Source organism: Brucella pseudogrignonensis, assembly GCF_002252525.1.
In the GTDB taxonomy this organism is placed as follows: Bacteria; Pseudomonadota; Alphaproteobacteria; order Rhizobiales; family Rhizobiaceae; genus Brucella; species Brucella pseudogrignonensis.
This window is the reverse complement of sequence record NZ_NNRM01000041.1, coordinates 125,845-145,862: the sequence shown is the minus strand read 5'-3', so window position 1 is coordinate 145,862 and position 20,018 is coordinate 125,845. Positions and strand designations below refer to the sequence as shown.

Sequence of the window (20,018 nt, the reverse complement as noted above, 5' to 3'; positions counted from 1 at the left end):
AAGGCGGCTGCAATGTGCAGCCGCCTTTTTTGTTTAACGCTCGCCGCGGCGATAGGGCTGCATCAGTGCCTGTGGAACGCGTGCGCGGCGCGCCATGACGATCAGCGCTACAATCGACATGATATACGGGATCATCAGGAAAAGCTGATAAGGAACGATCTTGCCGTAAACCGTCTGTAGGCGCAGCTGGAACGCGTCAAACAGCGCGAAGAGCAGAGCGCCTAAAAGCGCGCGTGCGGGCTTCCACGAGGCAAATACGACGAGTGCAATACACACCCAGCCGCGCCCCTGCATCATGGTTGGGAAAAACGAGTTGAACGCGGAGAGCGTGAGGAACGCGCCGCCAACGGCCATCAATGCGCTGCCGAACATGATCGTGAATATACGAACGCGGATCGGGTTGATGCCTTGCGCTTCGGCGGCATGTGGATTTTCGCCCGTCATGCGAATTGCAAGACCAATGGGAGTGCGGAAGAGCACATAACCGAGCAGGAGCGCCAGTGGAATAGCAAGCCATGTGAGTGCGGTCTGGGTACCAAGCACTTGTCCGATAAACGGAATATCCGCAAGCCATGACGGATTGACCGGCTGGAATGGCGTGATCGTAGGCGGGGTCGAAGACAATGGCACCAGAAGACGGAACAGGAAGTAGCTGAGGCTCGAAGCAAACAGCGTGATGCCCAGGCCCACCACATGCTGCGACAGGCCGAGCGGCACGGTGAGGGCTGCGTGCAGCAGACCGAACACCGCACCCGATGCGGCAGCAGCAAGCACGCCTATCCAAAGGTCAGCCCCATTAAAGACTGTCAGCCAGCCGATCATCGCGCCAAAGGTCATGATACCTTCGATGCCCAGATTAAGAACGCCCGCGCGTTCGCAATAAAGCGCGCCGAGCGTGCCGAAAATCAGTGGTGTTGCGATGCGCAGGACCGAGACCCAAAGGCCGGCAGAAAGCAGGATATCCATCAACTCGTTCATCGGGCGATCCTGTATTGGGTGAAGAAGAGTGCAACCAGCATGGCGAGCAGCGAAAGTGCGACGGTGACATCGGCGATGAAGCTTGGAATGCCAATGGCGCGGCTCATTCCATCTGCTCCTACGAACATTGCGGCAGCAAAGAGTGCTGAGAAAATAGCTCCGATGGGGTTCAAATTGGCCAGCATGGCAACAATGATGCCGGAATAACCAAAGCCCGGCGACAGGTCGGTCGTGACATAGCCTTTAACACCCATGACCTGTATTGCACCGGCAAGACCAGCCAGACCACCGGAAATGCAAGCAACTTTGACCAGCGTTTTGCCGAGCGGTACACCAGCGAAACGAGCGGCCTGTGGATTAAGTCCAGCTGCTTTGGTTTCAAGGCCAAAGACAGTGCGCTTCTGCACATAGGCGATGACGAGAGCAAGGGCGATGGCAATCAGAATGCCGATATGGAGCCGCATACCTGACATGATTTTTGGCAGCACGGCTGCGTCCGGTACAGGTTCTGACTGCGGCCAGCCGAAAGCCAGAGGGTCTTTCATTGGCCCTTCGATCATCATCGACACAAAGAGCACTGCGACAAAGTTTAGAAGCAGGGTTGTCACCACTTCATCGACGCCAAAGCGCAGGCGCAGACCGAGTGGGATAAGCAGAAATATCATGCCTGCGATCGCGCCAACAATCAGCAGCAGCGGAATAAGCAAGGGCGCAGGGAGCGCTAATTGCGTACCGCAGGCAACAACTGCAAGGGCGCCCATATAGAACTGACCTTCAGCGCCGATATTCCAGAGCTTGGAACGGAAGGCGACAGCGGCAGCAAGACCCGTCAGCATCAGAGGGGCCGCGCGCGTCAGTGTTTCGGTGATCGAAAGCTTTGTGCCAAATGCACCAATTGCGATCTGGCGGAAAGATTCAAGCACCGGCGCACCGGCAGCTGCAATCAGCAGGCCAGCGAGCACAAAGGCAGCGAGAACAGCGATAACCGGCGCGGTTGCCACCAAAGCCATGGGCCGTGTTTCGCGTCGTTCAATACGCATCAGTTCAGCCCCTTCGAGGTATGTGTCTGCCACTCCCCAGCCATCATCAGGCCCAGTCTTTGCGCATTGGCCTCGGCTGCATCAATCGGTGGTGACAGCTTGCCCTTGACGATGGCCTGCACGCGGTCGGCAAGGCCGATGATTTCGTCAAGGTCTTCCGAGATAAGCAACACGGCAGCCTCCTTGTCACGCGCTTCCAGAATGCGGGCATGAATGGCAGCTACGGCACCTTCATCGAGACCGCGTGTCGGCTGCGCTGCAATCAGAATGCGCGGAGCTGTTTCAAGATTGCGACCCAGGATAAGCTTCTGCATGTTGCCGCCCGAGAGCAGGCGAATACGACTATCAGGCGTGCCGCCACGCACGTCGAAGTCCTTGATGATGCGATCCGTAAATTCACGCGCTGCCGCTCGATTGACCAGAATGCCATTGGAAAACTGCGGATCACGCACGCGTTCAAGTACGGCATTTTCCCAAAGCGTCAGGTCACCGATTGCACCTTCTGCATTGCGATCTTCAGGGATGCGGCCAACACCGTCTGCCACAAATTGACGGGGGTCAAACTTTGTCACCGCTTGTCCGAATAGAGCGAGTGAACCATTGGCAGGCTGGCTAAGTCCCGAAACAAGACGACCCAGCGCTGCCTGACCATTTCCGGAAACGCCGATGATGCCCAACGTCTCGCCTGCACGCAGATGAAAATCGAGATCGGTCAAGCGTGTCGCGCCATCCTCTATCACGGTTACGTTCTTTGCCTCGAGCAAAGTCTCACCGGGAGTAGCGGCTGCGCGCGAAGGGCGCGAAACACGGCGACCGACCATAAGTTCAGCCAATTCTTCCTTGGATGTTTCGGACGCTTTGCGCTCAGCCACAAGCGTGCCGCCACGCAAGACCACAACGCGGTCAGCGGCAGACATGACTTCATGCAGCTTATGCGAAATGAAAATCAACGACAGGCCCTGACGTGCCATTTCTTTCAATGTCGCAAACAGGTTTTCGGCTTCCTGGGTGGTCAGAACGGCAGTCGGCTCGTCGAGGATGAGAATGTCCGCGTCGTTATATAGCGCTTTGAGAATTTCCACGCGCTGCTGCTCGCCGACCGAAAGATCACCAAGCCGCGCATCGGGATCGACCTGCAAGCCAAAGCGCTTGGCGATTTCTGCGATCTTGGCATGAGCAGCGCCATGCGCTGACTTCAGCTTCCAGAGGCTTTCGGTGCCGGTGATGATGTTTTCCAGAACCGTGAGATTGGGAGCCAGCGTAAAATGCTGATGCACCATACCAACGCCCGCATCGATTGCGGCACGTGGCTTACCTTGCGGGATTTCGGCGCCCTTGACGAAGACGCGGCCTTTATCGGGAACATAATGGCCAAAGAGGATATTCATCAGCGTCGTTTTGCCAGCGCCGTTTTCGCCCAGGAAAGCGAGGATCTCGCCACGCTCAAGCTTTAACGAAATATCGTCATTGGCGGTCAGCGCGCCGAACCGCTTGGTGATGTTTTGCAGTTCAAGAACTGTGGTGGTCATGTGTTCAACCCCGCAACGGGAAATTTGTGCTGCCAACGATGGTCCTCTTCCATCAGCTCGCCAAGGTTCAAGAGAAGATTGTCCGCTCCCATCGGAGCAATCAACTGAATTGCAAGCGGCATACCGTTTGCATCCTCGCCAAAAGGCATGGAAAGCGCCGGGAAGCCGGAAATATTAGCCAATGCCGCATAAGGGGCAAATGCATTCATCTTATGCCAATGTGCGTCCACATCGTCATGATCCATCGCGTATGAGCCGATGGGCTGCGGACCACGCGCCAGCATCGGCGTAATCAGCACATCGATATCATGGAAAATCTGCCAGAGCTGATAGGCGGTCGTAACGCCACCATTCATAGCGTTGTAGAGTTCGACTGCGCTCATCTTGCGCCCGCGTGATGCCACGGCCTGTGTTAGTCTTTCGAGCTTTGCTTCATCAATGGAAAATGCATCAATCGCAAATGCCAGATTGGCCGAAATAATCCGGTCAAAAGCCGTCGCGCTGGCATCGACAGGTGATGAAAGCGCGTCTGCATCGATCGTGCGGATTGTATGGCCCTGCGTTTCCAGAAAACGCGCCGCATCGGCAACAACTTGCTGGCGTTCTTCTGTCACGGGGTATTTGGTCAAATCGCCCGAAACAACGCCTATGCGCAACTTCGAAAGGTTCGTGCCCGATGCGAAGGCGACATCGGGAAGAAAGCTTTCGGTATTTCCAGCGACCAGTGGGAATAGCGCTTTTGTATCGCGGATTGAACGACAAAGTGCAAATTCGCTTGCGATACCTGCGAGGTAATTACCGAAATGCGGACCAGCTGGCATAGCACCACGGCTCGGCTTGAAACCAATCAGCCCGCAGGTTGCCGCTGGAACGCGGATCGAGCCTCCAGCATCGGTTGCATGGGCTATTGACACGATACCAGCTGCCACGGCTGCGGCAGCACCGCCGGATGAGCCGGCAGGCGAAAGTTTTTCATCGATAGGGTGGCGAGCGAGGGGGCCTTCTGTCGGCTCGCTTGCAAGCGCCATACCGAATTCGGGAACGGTTGTTGTCCCGAAGAAATTAAGCCCGGCTTTGCGCAAACGGGCAGCGAGTTCTGAATCAAGTTCGCGCGGCGCATCTGCGCAGGCGCGTGAGCCAAGCCGGATCGGCAGGCCAGCGCAGGGGCCGCCAAGATCTTTGAAAAGCGACGGCACTCCGGCAAATGGAGCGTTGTGATCAAAAGCGATCGCATTTCTGCGCCCCAACTCTTCGTCGAGATATGCAATGGCGCCCAGAGGGCGCCATTTTTCTGCGGCTTCAATCGCGGCATCCATAGCCTCTCGTGCGGTCAAAACGCCTTTCGCAATCGCTTCCGCGAGCGCTGTTGCATCCTGTTGCTTGATATCGAGTGCCACGTCTGCTGTCCTGAAATCGTTTACTTAGGTTCAGCCGGATTTGGCTCGATTTTGAAAGTGCCAGCCTTGATCTCGGCGCGACGTGCTTCCATCTTGGCTTCGACTTCTGCTGGTGCTGAGCCCTTGACATAAACGATGTCGTTGCCGCCTTCCTTCATCAGGCTGAATGGCGTGTAATCCTTGCCGGTCGGCGTTCCTGCCTTAACGTCAGCAATGGCTGCATTGAGGATCGGGCGGAAATACCACATCGCATTGGCGAAGACGGTGTCCGGGTAGCGTGGCGTGTAATCGATCAGCGAACCGATTGCCTTGATGCCGCGTTCCTTGGCGGCATCTGCTGTACCGATACGTTCGCCAAACAGGATATCTGCACCGGCGTCGATCTGGGCAAGACCAGCTTCACGGGCCTTTGGAGGATCAAAGAATGTGCCGATGAACGAAGCATTGAACTTTGCATCCGGGCGGGTTTCTTTAACGCCATCCTGGAAAGCATTGATGAGCATGTTGACTTCCGGAATTGGCACAGCGCCAACCGAGCCAAAAGTGCCCGACTTGCTCATGCCGCCTGCGAGCATACCTGCAAGATATGCGGCTTCAAAATTCCAGGTGCCGAACACGCCGAAATTGTCGCCCTGTGGCTTGCCGGAAGAGCCCATTATGAATGTCGTCTGCGGATAGTCGCCTGCAACCTGGCGTGCTTCACGTTCAACAGCATAGGATTCGCCGACGATCAGCTTGATGCCTTGTTCGGCATATTCGCGCATGGCGCGTGGATAATCGCTGGCAGAAACGCCTTCTGAGAAGACATATTCGATGACGCCTTCGTCATGTGCCTGCTTGAGTGCTTCATGAAGGCGCGAATTCCATGCGTTCTCAACTGGTGACGCGTGAATGCCTGCGACTTTCAATTTCTCATCTGCTGCAAAAACGCGGGTTGAAATTGCTGTTACGCCGAATGCCGCAGACATTGCGAGAACGCTGCGGCGTGTGAGTTTGGACGTTGTGGTCATGGGAACCCCTCTTGGGTGATGTGTAGACGTGCAATTATGCGCGACTGATTGCTTTGCCTCTTTTCTCGAGGCTTATGAGCAACGTCACGTATTTCAGACGAATCTGCCGTTAATTCAAGCGCTTTTATCAGGCGATTGAAAAAGAGGCACTGGTTTTTCGTCGTATCTTTGTGGGTATATCATCCTTGTGGTGCATAGTCGGAACCGTCGACTGATGAAGGGCGACCTTCAAGGTTGAGTGCGCTGACACGCTGCGGAGTTTCGGCGATGATCTTGCCGCGTTTCACAACTGTCAGACGGTTTGCCTTGAGACGCAGAGCTTCCAGCGGGTCGCGTGCCTGCAACACCACGAAATCTGCGTTGCAACCTTTTTCAAGGCCATAGCCTTCAAGGCCAAGCGCCTTTGCCGAATTAACAGTGAGAGAGTTGAAGACCTGCTTCTTCCCTTCAATCGATGTCATCTGTGCGACATGAACGGCCATATGACCGACTTCGAGCATGTCGCCCGAACCCATCGAATACCAAGGGTCCATCACGCAGTCATGGCCAAAGGCCACGTTGACACCAGCCGCCATCAGTTCAGGCACGCGGGTCATGCCGCGACGCTTCGGGTAGGTGTCGGCACGGCCCTGCAGGGTGATGTTGATCAGCGGATTTGGAATTGCGTTCATCTGAGCTTCCGCAATGAGCGGAATGAGCTTGGAAACGTAATAATTATCCATTGAGTGCATGGAAGTGAGATGCGAGCCGGATACACGGCCCTGCAGACCAAAACGCACCGTCTGTGCAGCCAATGTCTCAACATGGCGCGACATTGGATCGTCTGTCTCGTCGCAGTGGATATCAACCGGCAGTCCACGCTCCGCGGCAATGCGGCAGAGTTCTTCAAGCGAGGCCGCACCATCCGACATGGTGCGTTCGAAATGCGGAATGCCGCCGACGACATCAAGGCCCATATCGAGCGAACGGTTGACGAGATCGACAGCGCCGGGCGAACGATAGTAGCCATCCTGCGGAAACGCCACGAGCTGGAGGTCGATATATGGCTTCACCTTTTCGCGGACTTCGATCATAGCCTCAGCCGTGAGCAGACGTGGATCGCTGACATCGACATGGCTGCGAATGGCAAGCAGGCCCTGGCTTACTGCCAGATCGCAATAACGCAAGGCGCGCTCGACCATGGCTTCAACCGTCAGCATTGGCTTTAATTCGCCCCAAAGCGCGATGCCTTCCAGTAGCGTGCCCGAGCGGTTTAAGCGCGGCAGGCCGAGCGACAAAGTCGCGTCCATATGGAAATGAGGGTCGACGAAAGGCGGTGTGACGAGACGATCAGAAGCGTCGATTTCCTTGGCGGCCTGATGTTCACCCTTGGATGGCACAATATCAGCAATCTTGCCATCCTTGACCAGAATGTCCTGCTTTTCACGTCCGTCGGGAAGATTGGCGTTTCTCACAATCAAATCGAACATCGGCGGACCTTTCATGTTTTAGCAGGGTGAGCGGCGGGTGGGGCGCAGGCTCATATTTCATTGCCTTATACCCAACGTTGAGCGTGCGCAATGCTAACGGAGCCATAAGGGGTCGTCATCCGCAGCGTAAAATGCTAGGCCCCCAGAATATTGCTTACAGGGTAGCCATGTTCACCATCAGCCGCATTGAAACCGTCACGCAGGAGATAAAAAAGAGCCGCTTTTTGGGTGTGGCCGCTCCTGTGGCCAATGAACAGGCAGCAAAAGATTTTCTGGCTGAGCACTCCGATCCCGCTGCCAATCACAATTGCTGGGCATGGCGCATCGGACAGAACTATCGCTTCAGCGACGATGGCGAACCGAGCGGCACGGCAGGCAAGCCCATTCTGCAGGCAATAGACGGGCAGCAGCTCGATAATATCGTGGTTGTGGTCACGCGCTGGTTTGGAGGCATTCTGCTCGGCAGTGGCGGATTGATGCGTGCATATGGCGGCACGGCTGCCATGTGTCTGCGTCAGGCGGAAAAGACCGAAGTGATCCCGTTAATCGGCTTTTCGCTTGCCTGCGATTTTTCCGACCATGCGCTTTTGAAAGCGCGACTTACAGCCGCCGAGCATGTGACGATTGTGCATGAAAATTTCACGGCAACAGGCGTCGAAATCACCGGCACTATGCCGCTCGCAGTTCAAAGTGAGCTGGCGCAGCTTGCCACCGATCTTACGCGCGGCAAGACAATCATCAAATTTGACGATTGATCAGGGCGCATCTCGAAAAGTGTGAAACGGTTTTCGGGCAAAGATGCGCGCAAAGTAAAAATTCGAGCGCGATGCGCTCTAAGAGAGCTGTGACTTCCGAAGTGCTTCTGCCGAATAGTGCTTGCGCTTGTCTTCATACATCAGCAGGTCAGCCCGCTTCGCAACAGTTTCCAGTTTTTCGCCTTGCATACTGGTAGCGGCGCCCATCGAAAGCTCAATTTTGAGCTGCGAATAATACTGATTGTTGATGTCGACCAGCCGGCGGATGTCTTCCATGACCGCATCTGCACCGCGCTCATCCACATAAGGCAGCACAACTGCGAATTCGTCGCCGCCGATACGGGCAGCATGGCCGGGCAGGTTCACAGCTTCATTAAGCACTTCTCCGATGCGCCGAAGCAAGCCGTCGCCGCTGGCATGGCCCAACTGATCATTGGCTGCTTTCAAACCGTTGAGATCGATAATGATGATGGAAACGGGCGTATGGCCCTTGCGCTCAAGTCGGTTCAATTCATCAACATAGAATGCGCGGTTATGCAGCTTGGTCAGCACATCATGCTTGCCGAGATATTCGAGATAGGCTTCGGCCTTTTTGCGCGCCGTAATATCGGCGAGCGCAACCTGAACCAGCGACCAATCGTCTTCGTGGCCGGGTAGCACCGAGAACTGCAGCAAGAGGTGGCGCTCGGTGCCATCAAGCGCATAGTTGACCACTTCGCGGCGCTGAAAATATACGCCATTCCAGAGATCGATCAGCTGCTCGCGGAAATTTGTCTCCATATCGTCTTTGAAGACGTTAGGCAGATTTTTGAGCAGGGTTTGTTTGTCGGGTGCGAGAAACAGATCCAGTGTTTCCCTATTAATATCCAGAACCCGGATTTCACTCATGCATTGACGCACAAACTCCGGATGGACATCGGTGAAAACGCGGAAATCGACAATACCGCGTTCGCGAATGTCGTTCATCAGCTGTTTGATACGGCTGAAATCCTCAACCCAAAGCGAGACGGGTGAATGTTCGAACAGACCTTCAGCGTGTTGCTTGTGTTTATATTGCTCGCGTCGTGCTTCTTCGCGTGCCGTTACATCTTCTATCGAAAGCAGTACCCGGTCCCAGCTATCCTCATGGCCCGGCAGAACCACGCCTTTCAGCTGGATGTCGAGACGTTTACCGCTGAGTGAATAATTCACTGTATCGCTGGTGAAGGCATTGTCGCCATTCCAGAGCTGAACCATTTCTTCGATATGCGGATCGAGCATATCGTCACGGAAAACACGCTCCAGATTTCCGATCAGGTGATTGACATCGCGTGCTTCGTAAAGCGACAGGGTTTTTCGATTGACCTTTAGAACACGGATGAGACTTGTGCAGATGCGCAAGCGGGTCGTGTCTTCGTAAAGAAACGCTCTGAAATCTGTAACGCCGAGTTTGCGCCATTGCTCGAACTGCGCTCGCAATCCGCTATAGTCCTCAAGCCACAGGGAAATTGGCGCCAACTCAAAGACACTGGCACCGTCATTCAAGGCAGATTCAATATTCATAGTCGGCTCTAAACCTGAGGCGTCCGTGCAATGAGCGCAGATCATAACGGAAATTAATCGATGCCTTATATTACGCGATGACAAGTTAGACCAGCAATTATGTAGGATGACGTGTTTATTAACCAAAACTCGTAGCGATTGCTTAAAGGGCAGTTTGGTAGAGACAAGCCCATGAATAACAATTATCGATTGTAGCGAAGACTAATCATTGTTCATTTGTGCTCTCGTTTTATTCGTTGCCAAGGGGGCTTGGCTGACGAGAGTTGCCGGGGCGGGTTTGAGGATAATGACTAAAAATGGATGAGCGGCTAAAAAGCCAGGAAGTGCCTTTGGCCGTAGACCTCGACGGAACACTGGTCGCGACAGATCTTCTATGGGAAAGCGCTTTCATTCTTTTGAAGCGGAACCCTTTGTTTCTGTTTTTGTTTCCAATCTGGTTGCTGTCTGGCAAGGCCAACTTGAAGCAGCAGATTGCGAGCCGCATTTCCATGGATGCGGGGTTACTGCCTTATCGTCAGGATTTTCTGGATTATCTACGTCAGGAGCATATGCGTGGCCGCAGGCTCGTTCTGGCGACAGCTGCAGCAGAACCTCTTGCCCAAGCGGTGGCGGTGGAACTCGGCATTTTCGAAGCAGTGCTTGCGACGAGCGGGAAGACCAACCTGTCATCGCATCGTAAGGCAAAGGCGCTGAACGAGAACTATGGTCCGAAAGGCTTTGACTACGCCGGCAACGACCGCGCGGATCTCGCAGTCTTTGCGGCAGCGCGTGAGGCGGTTGTCGTGGCTCCCGACCGCGCAGCCTCGCGCTTTCAGAAAGCCAATGGCAGCCGGCTGTTTGAAAATAATTCCAGGGGTATCAAACCCTATCTGAAAATGTTGCGTGTTCATCAGTGGCTAAAGAACCTGCTGGTGTTTGTGCCCGCAATCCTTGCCCATACAATCTTTTACCCAGATGTATTGCTGTCGTCGATTCTGGCTTTCACCGCATTTTCCGCTGCGGCCTCTGCGATCTATATTCTCAATGATATCATTGATCTGCCGCTAGACCGTCAGCACGCTCGTAAGAAATTACGCCCCTTTGCTAGCGGGACGCTCAGTATCCCGTTTGGGCTTAAGGTTTCGGCTTTGCTGCTGTTGATAGCAGCTGCGACATGCTTTTTCTTGCCGCCTGAGTTTGCACTGGTCATAGGCCTTTACCTGATCGCAACGACTGCTTACTCATTAGCGCTCAAGCGGATGTTGCTGGTCGATGTAATCTGCCTTGCTGCGCTTTATACGCTGCGACTATTGGGGGGGACAACGGCGACAGATATTCCTCAGTCATTTTGGCTGATGGCATTCGCCATGTTCTTCTTTCTTTCACTTGCGCTGGTCAAACGCTATGTCGAGCTACAAAACTCAACGGCGACGGAAAAAGACCGCATTGCTGGCCGCGGTTATCGCCCTGAGGATATTGATATTGTCGGGCAAAGTGGCGTGGCCTCCGGCTTTACGGCCGTCGTGGTTTTGGCGCTTTATATCAACAGTTCCGCAGTCCAGCAGCTATACACTTATCCATGGCTTATCTGGCCGCTTGTTCCGATCGTGCTCTATATCATCATCCGCGTGTGGATTTTGGCGCATCGCAAGGAAATGGACGACGATCCTGTTGTATTTCTCGCCAATGACTGGCGCAGTCAGGTAGTGATCGCCATTGGCGCAGTCCTGCTGTTTGTAGCCGGGATGCGGTAATGGAACAGTCTTTCGACAGCTTTGGACGCATCTATCGCGACAAGCGCAACGCGATTGCGTTTGACGATGTGTTCTCCAAACTGGAAGGTCCAGAAAGTCTGCTCGCTTTTGGCAATGGACGGTCTTATGGCGACAGCTGCCATAATGGCGCGGGTTTGCTTGTGCCGATGCGCACGCACAATCGCATTGTCAGTTTTGACCCGCATACCGGAATTCTGGAGGCAGAATCCGGCGTGCTGTTAAGTGACATTATCCAGACCGTTGCCAAATACGGCTATTTTCTGCCGGTAACGCCCGGTACGCGTTTTGTGACGCTTGGCGGCGCAATCGCCAATGACGTGCACGGCAAAAACCACCACTTGCGCGGAACATTTGGAAGCCACGTTGAGAGCCTGGAGCTACTTCGTTCTGATGGTGTGCATTACATTTGCTCAAGCGCTGAAAACGCCGAGCTCTTCGCGGCAACGATTGGTGGTATGGGTCTGACAGGGCTTATCCTCAATGCTCGTATCCGTCTGATGCCGGTTGGGTCGCTGGATGTAGAAGAACGCATCACGCCGTTTAAAAGCCTGTCTGAGTATTTCGCGATTGCGGAAGAAGCCGACCGCGACAATGAATATGCAGTGGCCTGGGTGGATCAACTGGCAACTGGTCGCTCGGAAGGGCGCGGTGTCTTGATGACCGGGCATCACGCGATTAATGGCAACCGTAGCGTGAACAGTGGTGAAGCGCGGCTCGGTGTCCCGTTCGATCTGCCATTTTCGATGCTCAATAAGCTGAGCCTGACGGCATTCAACGAACTCTATTTTCATGCAAAACGCCGCAAGCAGGAGCCGCATCTGACAGGCTTTGCGGGCTTCTTCTATCCGCTGGATGGTTTGCGCAATTGGAACCGCTTTTACGGCCCAGCCGGGCTATATCAGCATCAGAGCGTCATACCTTTTGAGGCGGCTGAGAAGACAATCCCGGCAATGCTGGCAGCAAGTCGTGATGCCGGACAGTCCTCTTTCCTGACAGTTCTCAAGCGCTTCGGCGATCTGCATTCTCCGGGGCTGCTGTCATTTCCAAAGCCCGGTTATACGCTTACGATGGATTTTCCCAATCGCGGGCGCAAGACGCTTGATCTACTGGACCAGCTTGACAAAATGACCGTTGAGGCAGGCGGGCGCGTTAATCCATACAAGGATCAGCGCATGAGTGCTGAAACATTCAAGGCAGGCTTTCCAGAGTGGCAGCAGCTTGAAGACATGCGCGATGCGCGGTTCTGCTCCGATTTCTGGCGGCGTACCGCATTAAAAAATTAAACCACGGGACAGACGATGAAATATATCCCATTCATTCTCTTCACGGTCATGACCAATGCAGCAGCACAGCTGCTGCTCAAATATGGCATGATGACGTTCAGTAATGCCAGCTATACAGCGGATACGTTGATTTACCGGATCTTTCAGATTGTCTTTAATCCGTGGGTTTTCGCTGGTTTGACCATGTTCGTGATTTCCATGGCATCACACATGTATGTGCTCTCAAAAGTCGATTTGTCTTTTGCTTATCCTTTTCTGAGCCTTGCCTATGTCGCCGTCGCAGTCTTTGCGTGGCTTTTGTTCAAGGAAGAACTGGGCGCCTATAAGATTGCGGGCATCGCCTTCATTTGCATTGGAACAGTGCTGATCGCGCAGAGCGGCAAGACGCCGGATGCCGAACAGAACGTGGCGGTTCAAGACCGTTCAGCATCATAAATTTAAGGTTGGGGCAGGATTATGAGACATATTATTTTCGGTGGCGATGGCTTTGTGGGGCGTTATCTGGCTCCCATGCTTCTCGCTGACGGGCATGAAGTGATCGTCGCAGACATCGTGAAAAGCGATCTCGCGCATTATGCGCAAGCGACTTTCGTGCATACGGATGTGACCGACCCGGAAGCAATCCGCAAGCTTGGGCTTCGCGCCGACGATATGGTCTATAATCTCTCGGCCAAAATGCTTTCTCCGCTTCAAGTGCGGGCCAAGCGTCACGATTTCTTCTTTCCGGTCAACTATTACGGTACGGAAAACATTATCAAGGCGATGGACGAGGCTGGTGCAAAGCGTCTCGTGCATTTCACCACCGACATGGTTTATGGCCACACCTATGTCTGGCCGCAGAAGGAAGACCACCCATGCAATCCGCTGGGCGAATATGGCCTGTCGAAGCTAAAGACCGAGGAATTGGCAGCAGAATGGCGCAAGAAAGGGATGAACATTTCGCTGTTCCGTCCGCGCCTGATTATCGGACCCGGACGCCTTGGCATTCTGGAAAAGCTGTTCAAGCTGATCGATAACAACCTGCCGGTGCCGATGATCGGCTCTGGCAAAAATCCTTATCAGTTCATTTCCGTGTTCGACTGTGCGTCTGCTTGCTATGCCGCTTTCAAGGCAGGCGTGCCGAACGAGGTTTATAATCTAGGCTCGCTCAATCCGCCGCCGGTGCGCAAATTGCTCGGCGATCTGGTCAAGCACGCAGGCTCGAAATCCATTCTGGTGCCGACACCAGCCTGGGCGGTCAAGCGCACGCTGGATTTCCTCGACTGGCTCAACAAGCCTTTGATGGACCCGGAGCAATATCTGATTGCTGACGAAATGTGCGTTCTCGATGTGTCGAAAGGCGAGCGGGAACTGGGCTGGGTGCCGCAATATCGCGATGAAGACATGCTGATTGCAGCCTATAGCGAATATCACAAAAAGCTTGCATCGAAGGCAGCGTGAGGACAGGCCATGACCAATAAAGTTATAACGAATACCACGCCTAAGCCGAAGCTTCTGACGGTTGAAGACGCCAAGGCGCTTGACCTGCCACGCATGACGGAGCTTTTCACTGGACACCTTAATCCGGGACAGCTTCATTTCATGAAGCTGCTTGGCTTTCACAAGGTTAAAATCGAGCGTGCCGAAGGCATGTATTATTACGATCAGAATGGTCGCAAGATTCTCGATTTCTTCGGTGGCTTCGGGTCTCTGGCACTGGGGCACAATCATCCGCGTATTCTGGAAGCCCGCCGCAAGTTTCAGGAAGAAATGCGGCACGAAATCGCCATCGCTTTCATGTCGCAATATGCGGCGGCCCTTGCCTATGACATTGCAGCCTGCTCGCCGGGCGATCTTGATATGGTGTTCTTGGGCTCGTCCGGCTCGGAAGCTATGGAAGCTGCGATCAAGGTCGCAGAACGTGCTGCAGGGCCGAAGAAGCCGAAGATCGTCTATGCCGAAAATTCTTTCCACGGCAAAACCAAGGGTGTGCTGTCGATCACCGATGGCGGGCTTTATCGTGGTGAGTTCAAGCTGGTCGACAATACGGTGCGCGTACCGTTCGGCGATATTGAGTCAATCGAAAATGCGTTCCGCTCGGACCCTGAAATTGGCGTCATCGTGCTTGAAACCGTTCAGGGCGGCGGCGGCATCATTCAGGCCGATACCGCATTCTGGCAAAAGCTGCGCCAGCTCTGTGATCAGTATGGTGTGATTTGGGTCGCTGACGAAGTGCAGTGCGGCTTTGGCCGTACCGGAAAGTTCTATGCCTTTGAGCATTACGGCGTCATTCCGGATGTTACTGCCCTTGCCAAGTCGCTCGGTGGCGGCAAGACGGCTATGGCCGCGATGATTGCCAAGCGCGACGTCTATATGAAAGCCTATGGTACGCCGAAGACGGCGATGATCCATGCAATGGCGACTTTCGGCGGCATTGGTGAAGCCTGCATCACCTCGATCGAGACGATCAACGTGCTTTACGACGAGCATCTCATCGATAACTCGGCGGAAACCGGCGATTATCTGCTGGAGCGTCTGAATGAGCTGCACACACGTTATCCTAAACTCATCAAGGAAGTGCGCGGCAAGGGCATGATGGTTGGGCTGGAGTTCCATGACTTCTCCAACGCAATGCCAATGGTACTTCGCCCTGTGCTGGCTATGCTTGATGACAAGCTGAAAGGCTCGTTGCCGGGCTTTATCGGCAGTCATCTGCTGCGTGATCACGGCGTACTGGTGGCTTTCACCGAGTATAATCGCAACGTGATCCGCCTTGAGCCACCACTGATTTGTGGACGCGCGCATGTGGATGAGTTCATCACAGCGCTTGATGAAATTCTTGGACGCGGCATTGTTGGCATCGTCAAGGACTTCGTAAAAGCGCAGATCAAGTAAAGAAAAAAGCCGGGTAAATCCCGGCTATTTTATTATTTAAGAATGCCGGGGCGTAGCAGTAAATCCCAGCAAGGGTCGAGCGCAACCACATCGCGATCTTTGAGTGCATCGGCATAGATTTTCTGCAAGGCTAGACGGGATGTTGTCATTGGGCACTTAGGCTGCAAGATGCCATCCGTTGCTTCAACTGCGACCTTTGTCTCCGGTGTCATTGCCCCGACAGTGCGGAAAGGGTCGGCACCGATCTGGATTTTCCGGGTGGCTTCTCGGTTGAGGAGCCACGGAAACGGATCGGTGAAGTCGAGTGTCATCAGCGCTTTTAACTGGATGCTGTTTTCTTTCTCGAATTTTTTGAGCGCCTTGACCGCTTCATCAACCGAGATAAGCCAGTAAATCTGATAGTCGAGCTCGGAATAAAGCCGCCAGCTTGGCAGTTGTCCTTGCTGTGCCAGTGCCTCATAAGGTGCAGAATAATCCGCATAATGCTGCGGCAGGAGTTTCGCCCGCTCCATCATATCGGCTCTGGTTGAAACCTGAGCCATGTTTTTCAGCTCGGTAACGGGCGGCTGAACATAGGTTGGAGCGACAGCAATTGCGCGCAACACCTTATGCCCAACCTTGCTTACCGTGGGGACCGCGATGAAGGCTGTAAGGATCAGCACAGTCATCTTGATTTTATTGTCGCTCAACGGCTTGATGCGTTGCCAGATCATCAGCAGAACTGGCCACAGAAAAATGAATTCCTGACTGCCCGTGTTTTGTGTTTCGACAAAAACCCCGCCGGTAATTGTGATTGCGAGCCAAACTGAGCCGCGATCAAACAAGCGGGTTTGCGTAATGTTGTGGCGTGTTTCGAGCAAGAACAGCACAAGAACCAGAACGCCTGCTGGCAGAATAACATCAAGCTTGCCGGATATGACTGTGAGAAAGCGTGGCAGCAACGCTGCTTCGTTTAGCACAAGCAATTGGCCGATATCTGCGAGATAGGCGGATATCATATGGCCATTGAGTTCCAGTCCGGCGAGCACCACGAGGGCTGCAACAATGGCGATCAGAGCATTAATTACTGAGATCCGCCCGGCAAGCAGAGCTGTAAATCCGAAGAGCCCTCCAACGAGAAAACCAGTGATCTTTGTCAGGAAAAGACAAAGCATCGTCGCGGCACATAACAGTGCAAGCTTTCTGCCGTTGGGGATGAAAATAAGCCCGGCGACCAGCACATAAAGCAGCAGACACACTTGTCGATTATAAATGCCGAAACCGTCGAGACCGGGAAAAGATGTTTCAAACTGAGCGTTTGCCGGAGAGATGGCGAAAATCAGAAACGGGATCAGCAATGCGAAAGCGGTGGATCGGCTTTGACGGTCAACATCGGCAAGAACGACAGCCATTAATGGTGCTGCGACTATGAGTGTCGACCATTGCGCGAGCAGCATTGGCTGCGCGTAGGAAAACACGTTCAGTCCCCAGGCGAACAGATAGTACCCGAGTGGCCCTGCAGGGGTGAAGAAATCAACCGACGGTATTTGTCCGGTGTCTATCCGCTGCGCTGCATCGAGATAGATATAGGTGTCCCAATACATTGGGCCGATTGGCACAACTAGCGGCAGGACCAAAAGGACGACAAGCAAGGCAAGAATGAGCACCATCCAGAAGATCGGGCCGCTTATAAAACGGGATCTTCCAGATTGGTTATCCGGTATTGAAGAGACCGAAGCTTTCAAATTCTGCCCCCGCTTCCTTGAAAATGGTCCAACTTTATACTCTTTCTAACTCCCAGACGTTTAAAAACTCCAAAACACGTCTTGCGCTTGCGATATACAACAATATGGTGCCGCGAAGAATTGACCCGGAGTTGAATGTTGCAGAGCGTCGATGTTTTGGTAATAGGCGCTGGCGCTGCTGGCATGATGTGCGCGATTGAAGCCGCGAAGCGCGGGCGTTCAGTGCTGGTGCTGGATCACGCGAAAAAGCCGGGTGATAAAATCCGTATTTCGGGTGGGGGTCGCTGCAACTTCACCAATATCCATGCAAGCCCAAAGAATTTTCTATCGCAGAACAAACACTTCTGTATTTCCGCACTGAGCCGCTATACCCAGCGCGACTTCATCAAACTCGTTGAGCGCTATCGGATTGCCTATCACGAAAAGACGCTTGGGCAGCTTTTCTGCGATGGTTCGGCAACACAGATTATTGATATGTTGCTTGATGAGATGCATCGCTACGGTGCGCGTTTGCAGCTGGAAACAGCAGTTGAGAATGTCGAGAAGACCGAGCGCGGTTTTGTTATTCGCCATTCGGGCGGCACAGTTTCAGCGAAATCGCTGGTCATTGCTAGCGGTGGCAAGTCGATCCCAAAGATGGGGGCGACCGGCTTTGGCTATGAGATTGCCACGCGCTTTGGTCTTCGTATGGTCGAGACACGTCCCGGTCTGGTGCCTCTGACATTTGAGCCGCATCTCCTCGAACGGCTAAAGCCGCTTGCGGGTGTTGCCGTTGATGCAGTTGTTTCATGCAAAAAGACAAATTTTGCAGAGGCAATGCTGTTCACACATCGCGGCATCAGTGGCCCGTCTATTCTGCAGATCTCCTCTTACTGGCGGGAAGGGGATGAAATCGTCATTTCCATGCTGCCGCAGACCGATCTGTTTGAAGCGCTGCGCGAACAGCGGTCCAAAAATGGTAAGCAGGCTCTACAAACCGCACTTTCCTATTTCATACCCAAAAAGTTGGCCCAGCTTATTGCCGCCGATTTTCCAGCGAGCAATCTCGCTGACCTGTCAGATGCCGCGTTGCGCCGCGCCGCTGCTGCGGTCAATGACTGGCGTGTGAAACCGGCTGGATCAGAAGGCTACCGCACGGCTGAGGTCACGTTGGGCGGCGTTGATACGCGTGATCTCGATTCCAAGACGATGGAAGCAAAGAACGTTCCCGGCCTCTATTTCATAGGCGAAGTGGTCGATGTCACCGGCTGGCTTGGCGGCTACAATTTCCAATGGGCATGGTCGTCCGGCTGGAGTGCTGGGCAGGTCGCTTAATTCTTGATCAGACTTGCATCGAGCTTCGGCGGATATTCAAGTTCGATTTCGTTCTCACCATAGATAAAACCGCTGAGGGCCGGATCTGTTATGATTGGGATGACTCGGTATTTGCCATCGGGCAGATCTGCCGGGAAAAACAGCGGATAGGAATCCTGACCGTCTTCACTATGGTAAATCACATATTTTCCGTCTCGTTGCTCAATCGGATTATCGTCGATCATATGGCTTTCGCCAGGCTTAAGCGTTGGGCCTGAAATGTCATAGAGTTTGTGCGCGACGCGTGTGCCATTGTCGCCATTGAACACAAGAAACAGTTCTGCGTTGGTGAGTTCCATATCCGTATCGCCGGTGTTTTTCACGGTCAGCGTGAATAGGTTGCGATAGTAGTCAGGGTTTTCCGCAGTGTCTTTATAGTCGGAAAGGGCAAGAGAGGCCATTTGTGGCTTGGTGCCGTCGGTATCGTATCGGGCAACAAGATCATAGGCTTGCGTGAGCGAGATCCAGCCTTGAGACATGCCGGCGCTGCCATCACGAGCAAATTTCATGAAATCGCCACTGAATGCCAAAATGCGGACGGTTTCGCCTTCCAGAAGATAAGCAGGCGTGCGGGTCTGTGGATCGGGTTTGCTATATATTTCCAGCTTGGTGACCGGAACAGTCCAGCTATTCTCGGTGTCATCCTGGGCAGCGATTGTTTCCAGCGTGACGTTGCCTTCCCGATCATAGGTTATCATGCGGGCTGGTTTATCGATATAAGGCCAGTGCCAAGCTTCTTCTTTCGCGCGCGATTGTTCCAGCAAATGAGGCGAACCATCCGGATCAATCTGAACGATATCGACACGCCTATCGTCGTCGCCCTCAAAATAGCAGCTGCTTTTGATGGCATTCTGGCTTTCAATCAGCTCGACATTCCACAATCCACTGCAGTTGAGTCGATCGTTGAAGTCTTCCGGGAGATCAAGCGATGCGTAGGATTTTCTGTCAGCGTCATAGAGAAAGATGCCGAAGCCAGTATCCGTACTGTCGCTGGTTGTTGCGCCAATTGCGACATCGGGAAAGCCGTCAAAATTATAGTCAGCGACAGTGAAGCTGGGTTCACCTTCAAAATTTTTAGCCCACTCGGCATCGATCATCACAAGCTCTGAACCATCAGGTTGCACGATCACATAGCCTCTATCTGTCTTTGCGACATGCGCTTCGACATCCGTATCGGGTGTGAGTTGCAGCAGTTTGCTTTGCGCAAGCGAAGTGCCGGTGAAGCCAACCGAGAGGCAAACAAAGGCAAGTCCAAATAGCGAAGAGCGGGAAAGCTGTGTCATCTTGAACGCGTTTTTTATGAAGGAATA

16 protein-coding genes are annotated in these 20,018 nt (G+C 53.6%); 7 read left to right on the top strand and 9 right to left on the bottom strand.

What is annotated here, in order from left to right; translation table 11 throughout:
* Positions 1 to 33 precede the first annotated feature (33 nt).
* The 6 genes from CEV34_RS18480 to CEV34_RS18455 form a co-directional block, all read right to left on the bottom strand.
* The gene (locus CEV34_RS18480; RefSeq protein WP_007877788.1) at positions 34 to 978 is read right to left on the bottom strand and encodes an ABC transporter permease; all 945 of its coding nucleotides are present in this window, start codon (positions 976 to 978) and stop codon (positions 34 to 36) included.
* Positions 975 to 2,018, bottom strand: coding sequence for an ABC transporter permease (locus CEV34_RS18475; RefSeq protein ID WP_007877789.1), 1,044 nt, complete (start codon positions 2,016 to 2,018; stop codon positions 975 to 977). The genes CEV34_RS18480 and CEV34_RS18475 overlap by 4 nt, the downstream gene beginning before the upstream one ends.
* Positions 2,018 to 3,547 (bottom strand): ABC transporter ATP-binding protein, encoded by a 1,530-nt coding sequence (locus CEV34_RS18470; protein ID WP_094544215.1) that lies wholly within the window; start codon positions 3,545 to 3,547, stop codon positions 2,018 to 2,020. Before CEV34_RS18470 ends, CEV34_RS18475 begins: the two co-directional genes overlap by 1 nt.
* Positions 3,544 to 4,944, bottom strand: a complete 1,401-nt coding sequence (locus CEV34_RS18465) for an amidase (protein WP_007877791.1) — start codon at positions 4,942 to 4,944, stop codon at positions 3,544 to 3,546. The genes CEV34_RS18470 and CEV34_RS18465 overlap by 4 nt, the downstream gene beginning before the upstream one ends.
* Before the next feature lie 20 nt (positions 4,945 to 4,964).
* Complete coding sequence (locus tag CEV34_RS18460) at positions 4,965 to 5,954, bottom strand: BMP family protein (protein WP_007877792.1); 990 nt, start codon at positions 5,952 to 5,954, stop codon at positions 4,965 to 4,967.
* 179 nt (positions 5,955 to 6,133) lie between these two features.
* On the bottom strand, positions 6,134 to 7,423 hold the full coding sequence (locus CEV34_RS18455) for an amidohydrolase family protein (RefSeq protein WP_007877793.1): 1,290 nt from the start codon (positions 7,421 to 7,423) through the stop codon (positions 6,134 to 6,136).
* Between the two features lie 167 nt (positions 7,424 to 7,590).
* Between CEV34_RS18455 and CEV34_RS18450 the strand changes: the two genes are divergently transcribed.
* Positions 7,591 to 8,178 carry an IMPACT family protein gene (locus tag CEV34_RS18450; RefSeq protein WP_007877794.1) on the top strand — a complete coding sequence of 196 codons (588 nt, stop codon included), beginning with the start codon at positions 7,591 to 7,593 and terminating at the stop codon, positions 8,176 to 8,178.
* 78 nt (positions 8,179 to 8,256) lie between these two features.
* On the opposite strand, the gene CEV34_RS18445 is transcribed toward CEV34_RS18450, so the two are convergent.
* On the bottom strand, positions 8,257 to 9,720 hold the full coding sequence (locus CEV34_RS18445) for a sensor domain-containing diguanylate cyclase (protein WP_007877795.1): 1,464 nt from the start codon (positions 9,718 to 9,720) through the stop codon (positions 8,257 to 8,259).
* Positions 9,721 to 10,016: 296 nt separating this feature from the next.
* Between CEV34_RS18445 and CEV34_RS18440 the strand changes: the two genes are divergently transcribed.
* Genes CEV34_RS18440 through CEV34_RS18420 form a run of 5 tightly spaced genes read left to right on the top strand, consistent with a single transcriptional unit; the run spans position 10,017 to position 15,631 of the window.
* Entirely contained in the window at positions 10,017 to 11,453 is a 1,437-nt protein-coding gene (locus CEV34_RS18440) for a UbiA family prenyltransferase (protein ID WP_007877796.1), read from the top strand.
* Entirely contained in the window at positions 11,453 to 12,757 is a 1,305-nt protein-coding gene (locus tag CEV34_RS18435; protein WP_007877798.1) for an FAD-binding oxidoreductase, read from the top strand. The genes CEV34_RS18440 and CEV34_RS18435 overlap by 1 nt, the downstream gene beginning before the upstream one ends.
* A gap of 15 nt (positions 12,758 to 12,772) precedes the next feature.
* Entirely contained in the window at positions 12,773 to 13,192 is a 420-nt protein-coding gene (locus CEV34_RS18430) for an EamA family transporter (RefSeq protein WP_007877799.1), read from the top strand.
* 21 nt (positions 13,193 to 13,213) lie between these two features.
* Positions 13,214 to 14,197 carry an NAD-dependent epimerase/dehydratase family protein gene (locus tag CEV34_RS18425; protein WP_007877800.1) on the top strand — a complete coding sequence of 328 codons (984 nt, stop codon included), beginning with the start codon at positions 13,214 to 13,216 and terminating at the stop codon, positions 14,195 to 14,197.
* 9 nt (positions 14,198 to 14,206) lie between these two features.
* Complete coding sequence (locus CEV34_RS18420; RefSeq protein WP_007877802.1) at positions 14,207 to 15,631, top strand: aspartate aminotransferase family protein; 1,425 nt, start codon at positions 14,207 to 14,209, stop codon at positions 15,629 to 15,631.
* A 32-nt stretch (positions 15,632 to 15,663) separates the two neighbouring features.
* On the opposite strand, the gene CEV34_RS18415 is transcribed toward CEV34_RS18420, so the two are convergent.
* Positions 15,664 to 17,280 (bottom strand): hypothetical protein, encoded by a 1,617-nt coding sequence (locus CEV34_RS18415; RefSeq protein ID WP_007877804.1) that lies wholly within the window; start codon positions 17,278 to 17,280, stop codon positions 15,664 to 15,666.
* A 213-nt stretch (positions 17,281 to 17,493) separates the two neighbouring features.
* Here CEV34_RS18415 and CEV34_RS18410 point away from each other — a divergent pair, with 213 nt between their 5' ends.
* Positions 17,494 to 18,669: a BaiN/RdsA family NAD(P)/FAD-dependent oxidoreductase gene (locus tag CEV34_RS18410; protein WP_007877807.1), complete on the top strand. Its 1,176-nt coding sequence runs from the start codon at positions 17,494 to 17,496 to the stop codon at positions 18,667 to 18,669.
* Here the strand turns inward: CEV34_RS18410 and CEV34_RS18405 are convergent.
* Positions 18,666 to 19,991: an FG-GAP repeat protein gene (locus CEV34_RS18405; protein ID WP_007877809.1), complete on the bottom strand. Its 1,326-nt coding sequence runs from the start codon at positions 19,989 to 19,991 to the stop codon at positions 18,666 to 18,668. The genes CEV34_RS18410 and CEV34_RS18405 overlap by 4 nt on opposite strands.
* Positions 19,992 to 20,018: the final 27 nt, after the last annotated feature.

Coding starts and splice junctions, on each gene's coding strand:
- CEV34_RS18480 (WP_007877788.1), bottom strand. CDS start 978: ATGAACGAGTTGATGGATATCCTGCTTTCTGCCGGCCTTTGGGTCTCG.
- CEV34_RS18475 (WP_007877789.1), bottom strand. CDS start 2,018: ATGCGTATTGAACGACGCGAAACACGGCCCATGGCTTTGGTGGCAACC.
- CEV34_RS18470 (WP_094544215.1), bottom strand. CDS start 3,547: ATGACCACCACAGTTCTTGAACTGCAAAACATCACCAAGCGGTTCGGC.
- CEV34_RS18460 (WP_007877792.1), bottom strand. CDS start 5,954: ATGACCACAACGTCCAAACTCACACGCCGCAGCGTTCTCGCAATGTCT.
- CEV34_RS18455 (WP_007877793.1), bottom strand. CDS start 7,423: ATGTTCGATTTGATTGTGAGAAACGCCAATCTTCCCGACGGACGTGAA.
- CEV34_RS18450 (WP_007877794.1), top strand. CDS start 7,591: ATGTTCACCATCAGCCGCATTGAAACCGTCACGCAGGAGATAAAAAAG.
- CEV34_RS18445 (WP_007877795.1), bottom strand. CDS start 9,720: ATGAATATTGAATCTGCCTTGAATGACGGTGCCAGTGTCTTTGAGTTG.
- CEV34_RS18440 (WP_007877796.1), top strand. CDS start 10,017: ATGGATGAGCGGCTAAAAAGCCAGGAAGTGCCTTTGGCCGTAGACCTC.
- CEV34_RS18435 (WP_007877798.1), top strand. CDS start 11,453: ATGGAACAGTCTTTCGACAGCTTTGGACGCATCTATCGCGACAAGCGC.
- CEV34_RS18430 (WP_007877799.1), top strand. CDS start 12,773: ATGAAATATATCCCATTCATTCTCTTCACGGTCATGACCAATGCAGCA.
- CEV34_RS18425 (WP_007877800.1), top strand. CDS start 13,214: ATGAGACATATTATTTTCGGTGGCGATGGCTTTGTGGGGCGTTATCTG.
- CEV34_RS18420 (WP_007877802.1), top strand. CDS start 14,207: ATGACCAATAAAGTTATAACGAATACCACGCCTAAGCCGAAGCTTCTG.
- CEV34_RS18415 (WP_007877804.1), bottom strand. CDS start 17,280: ATGGTGCTCATTCTTGCCTTGCTTGTCGTCCTTTTGGTCCTGCCGCTA.
- CEV34_RS18405 (WP_007877809.1), bottom strand. CDS start 19,991: ATGACACAGCTTTCCCGCTCTTCGCTATTTGGACTTGCCTTTGTTTGC.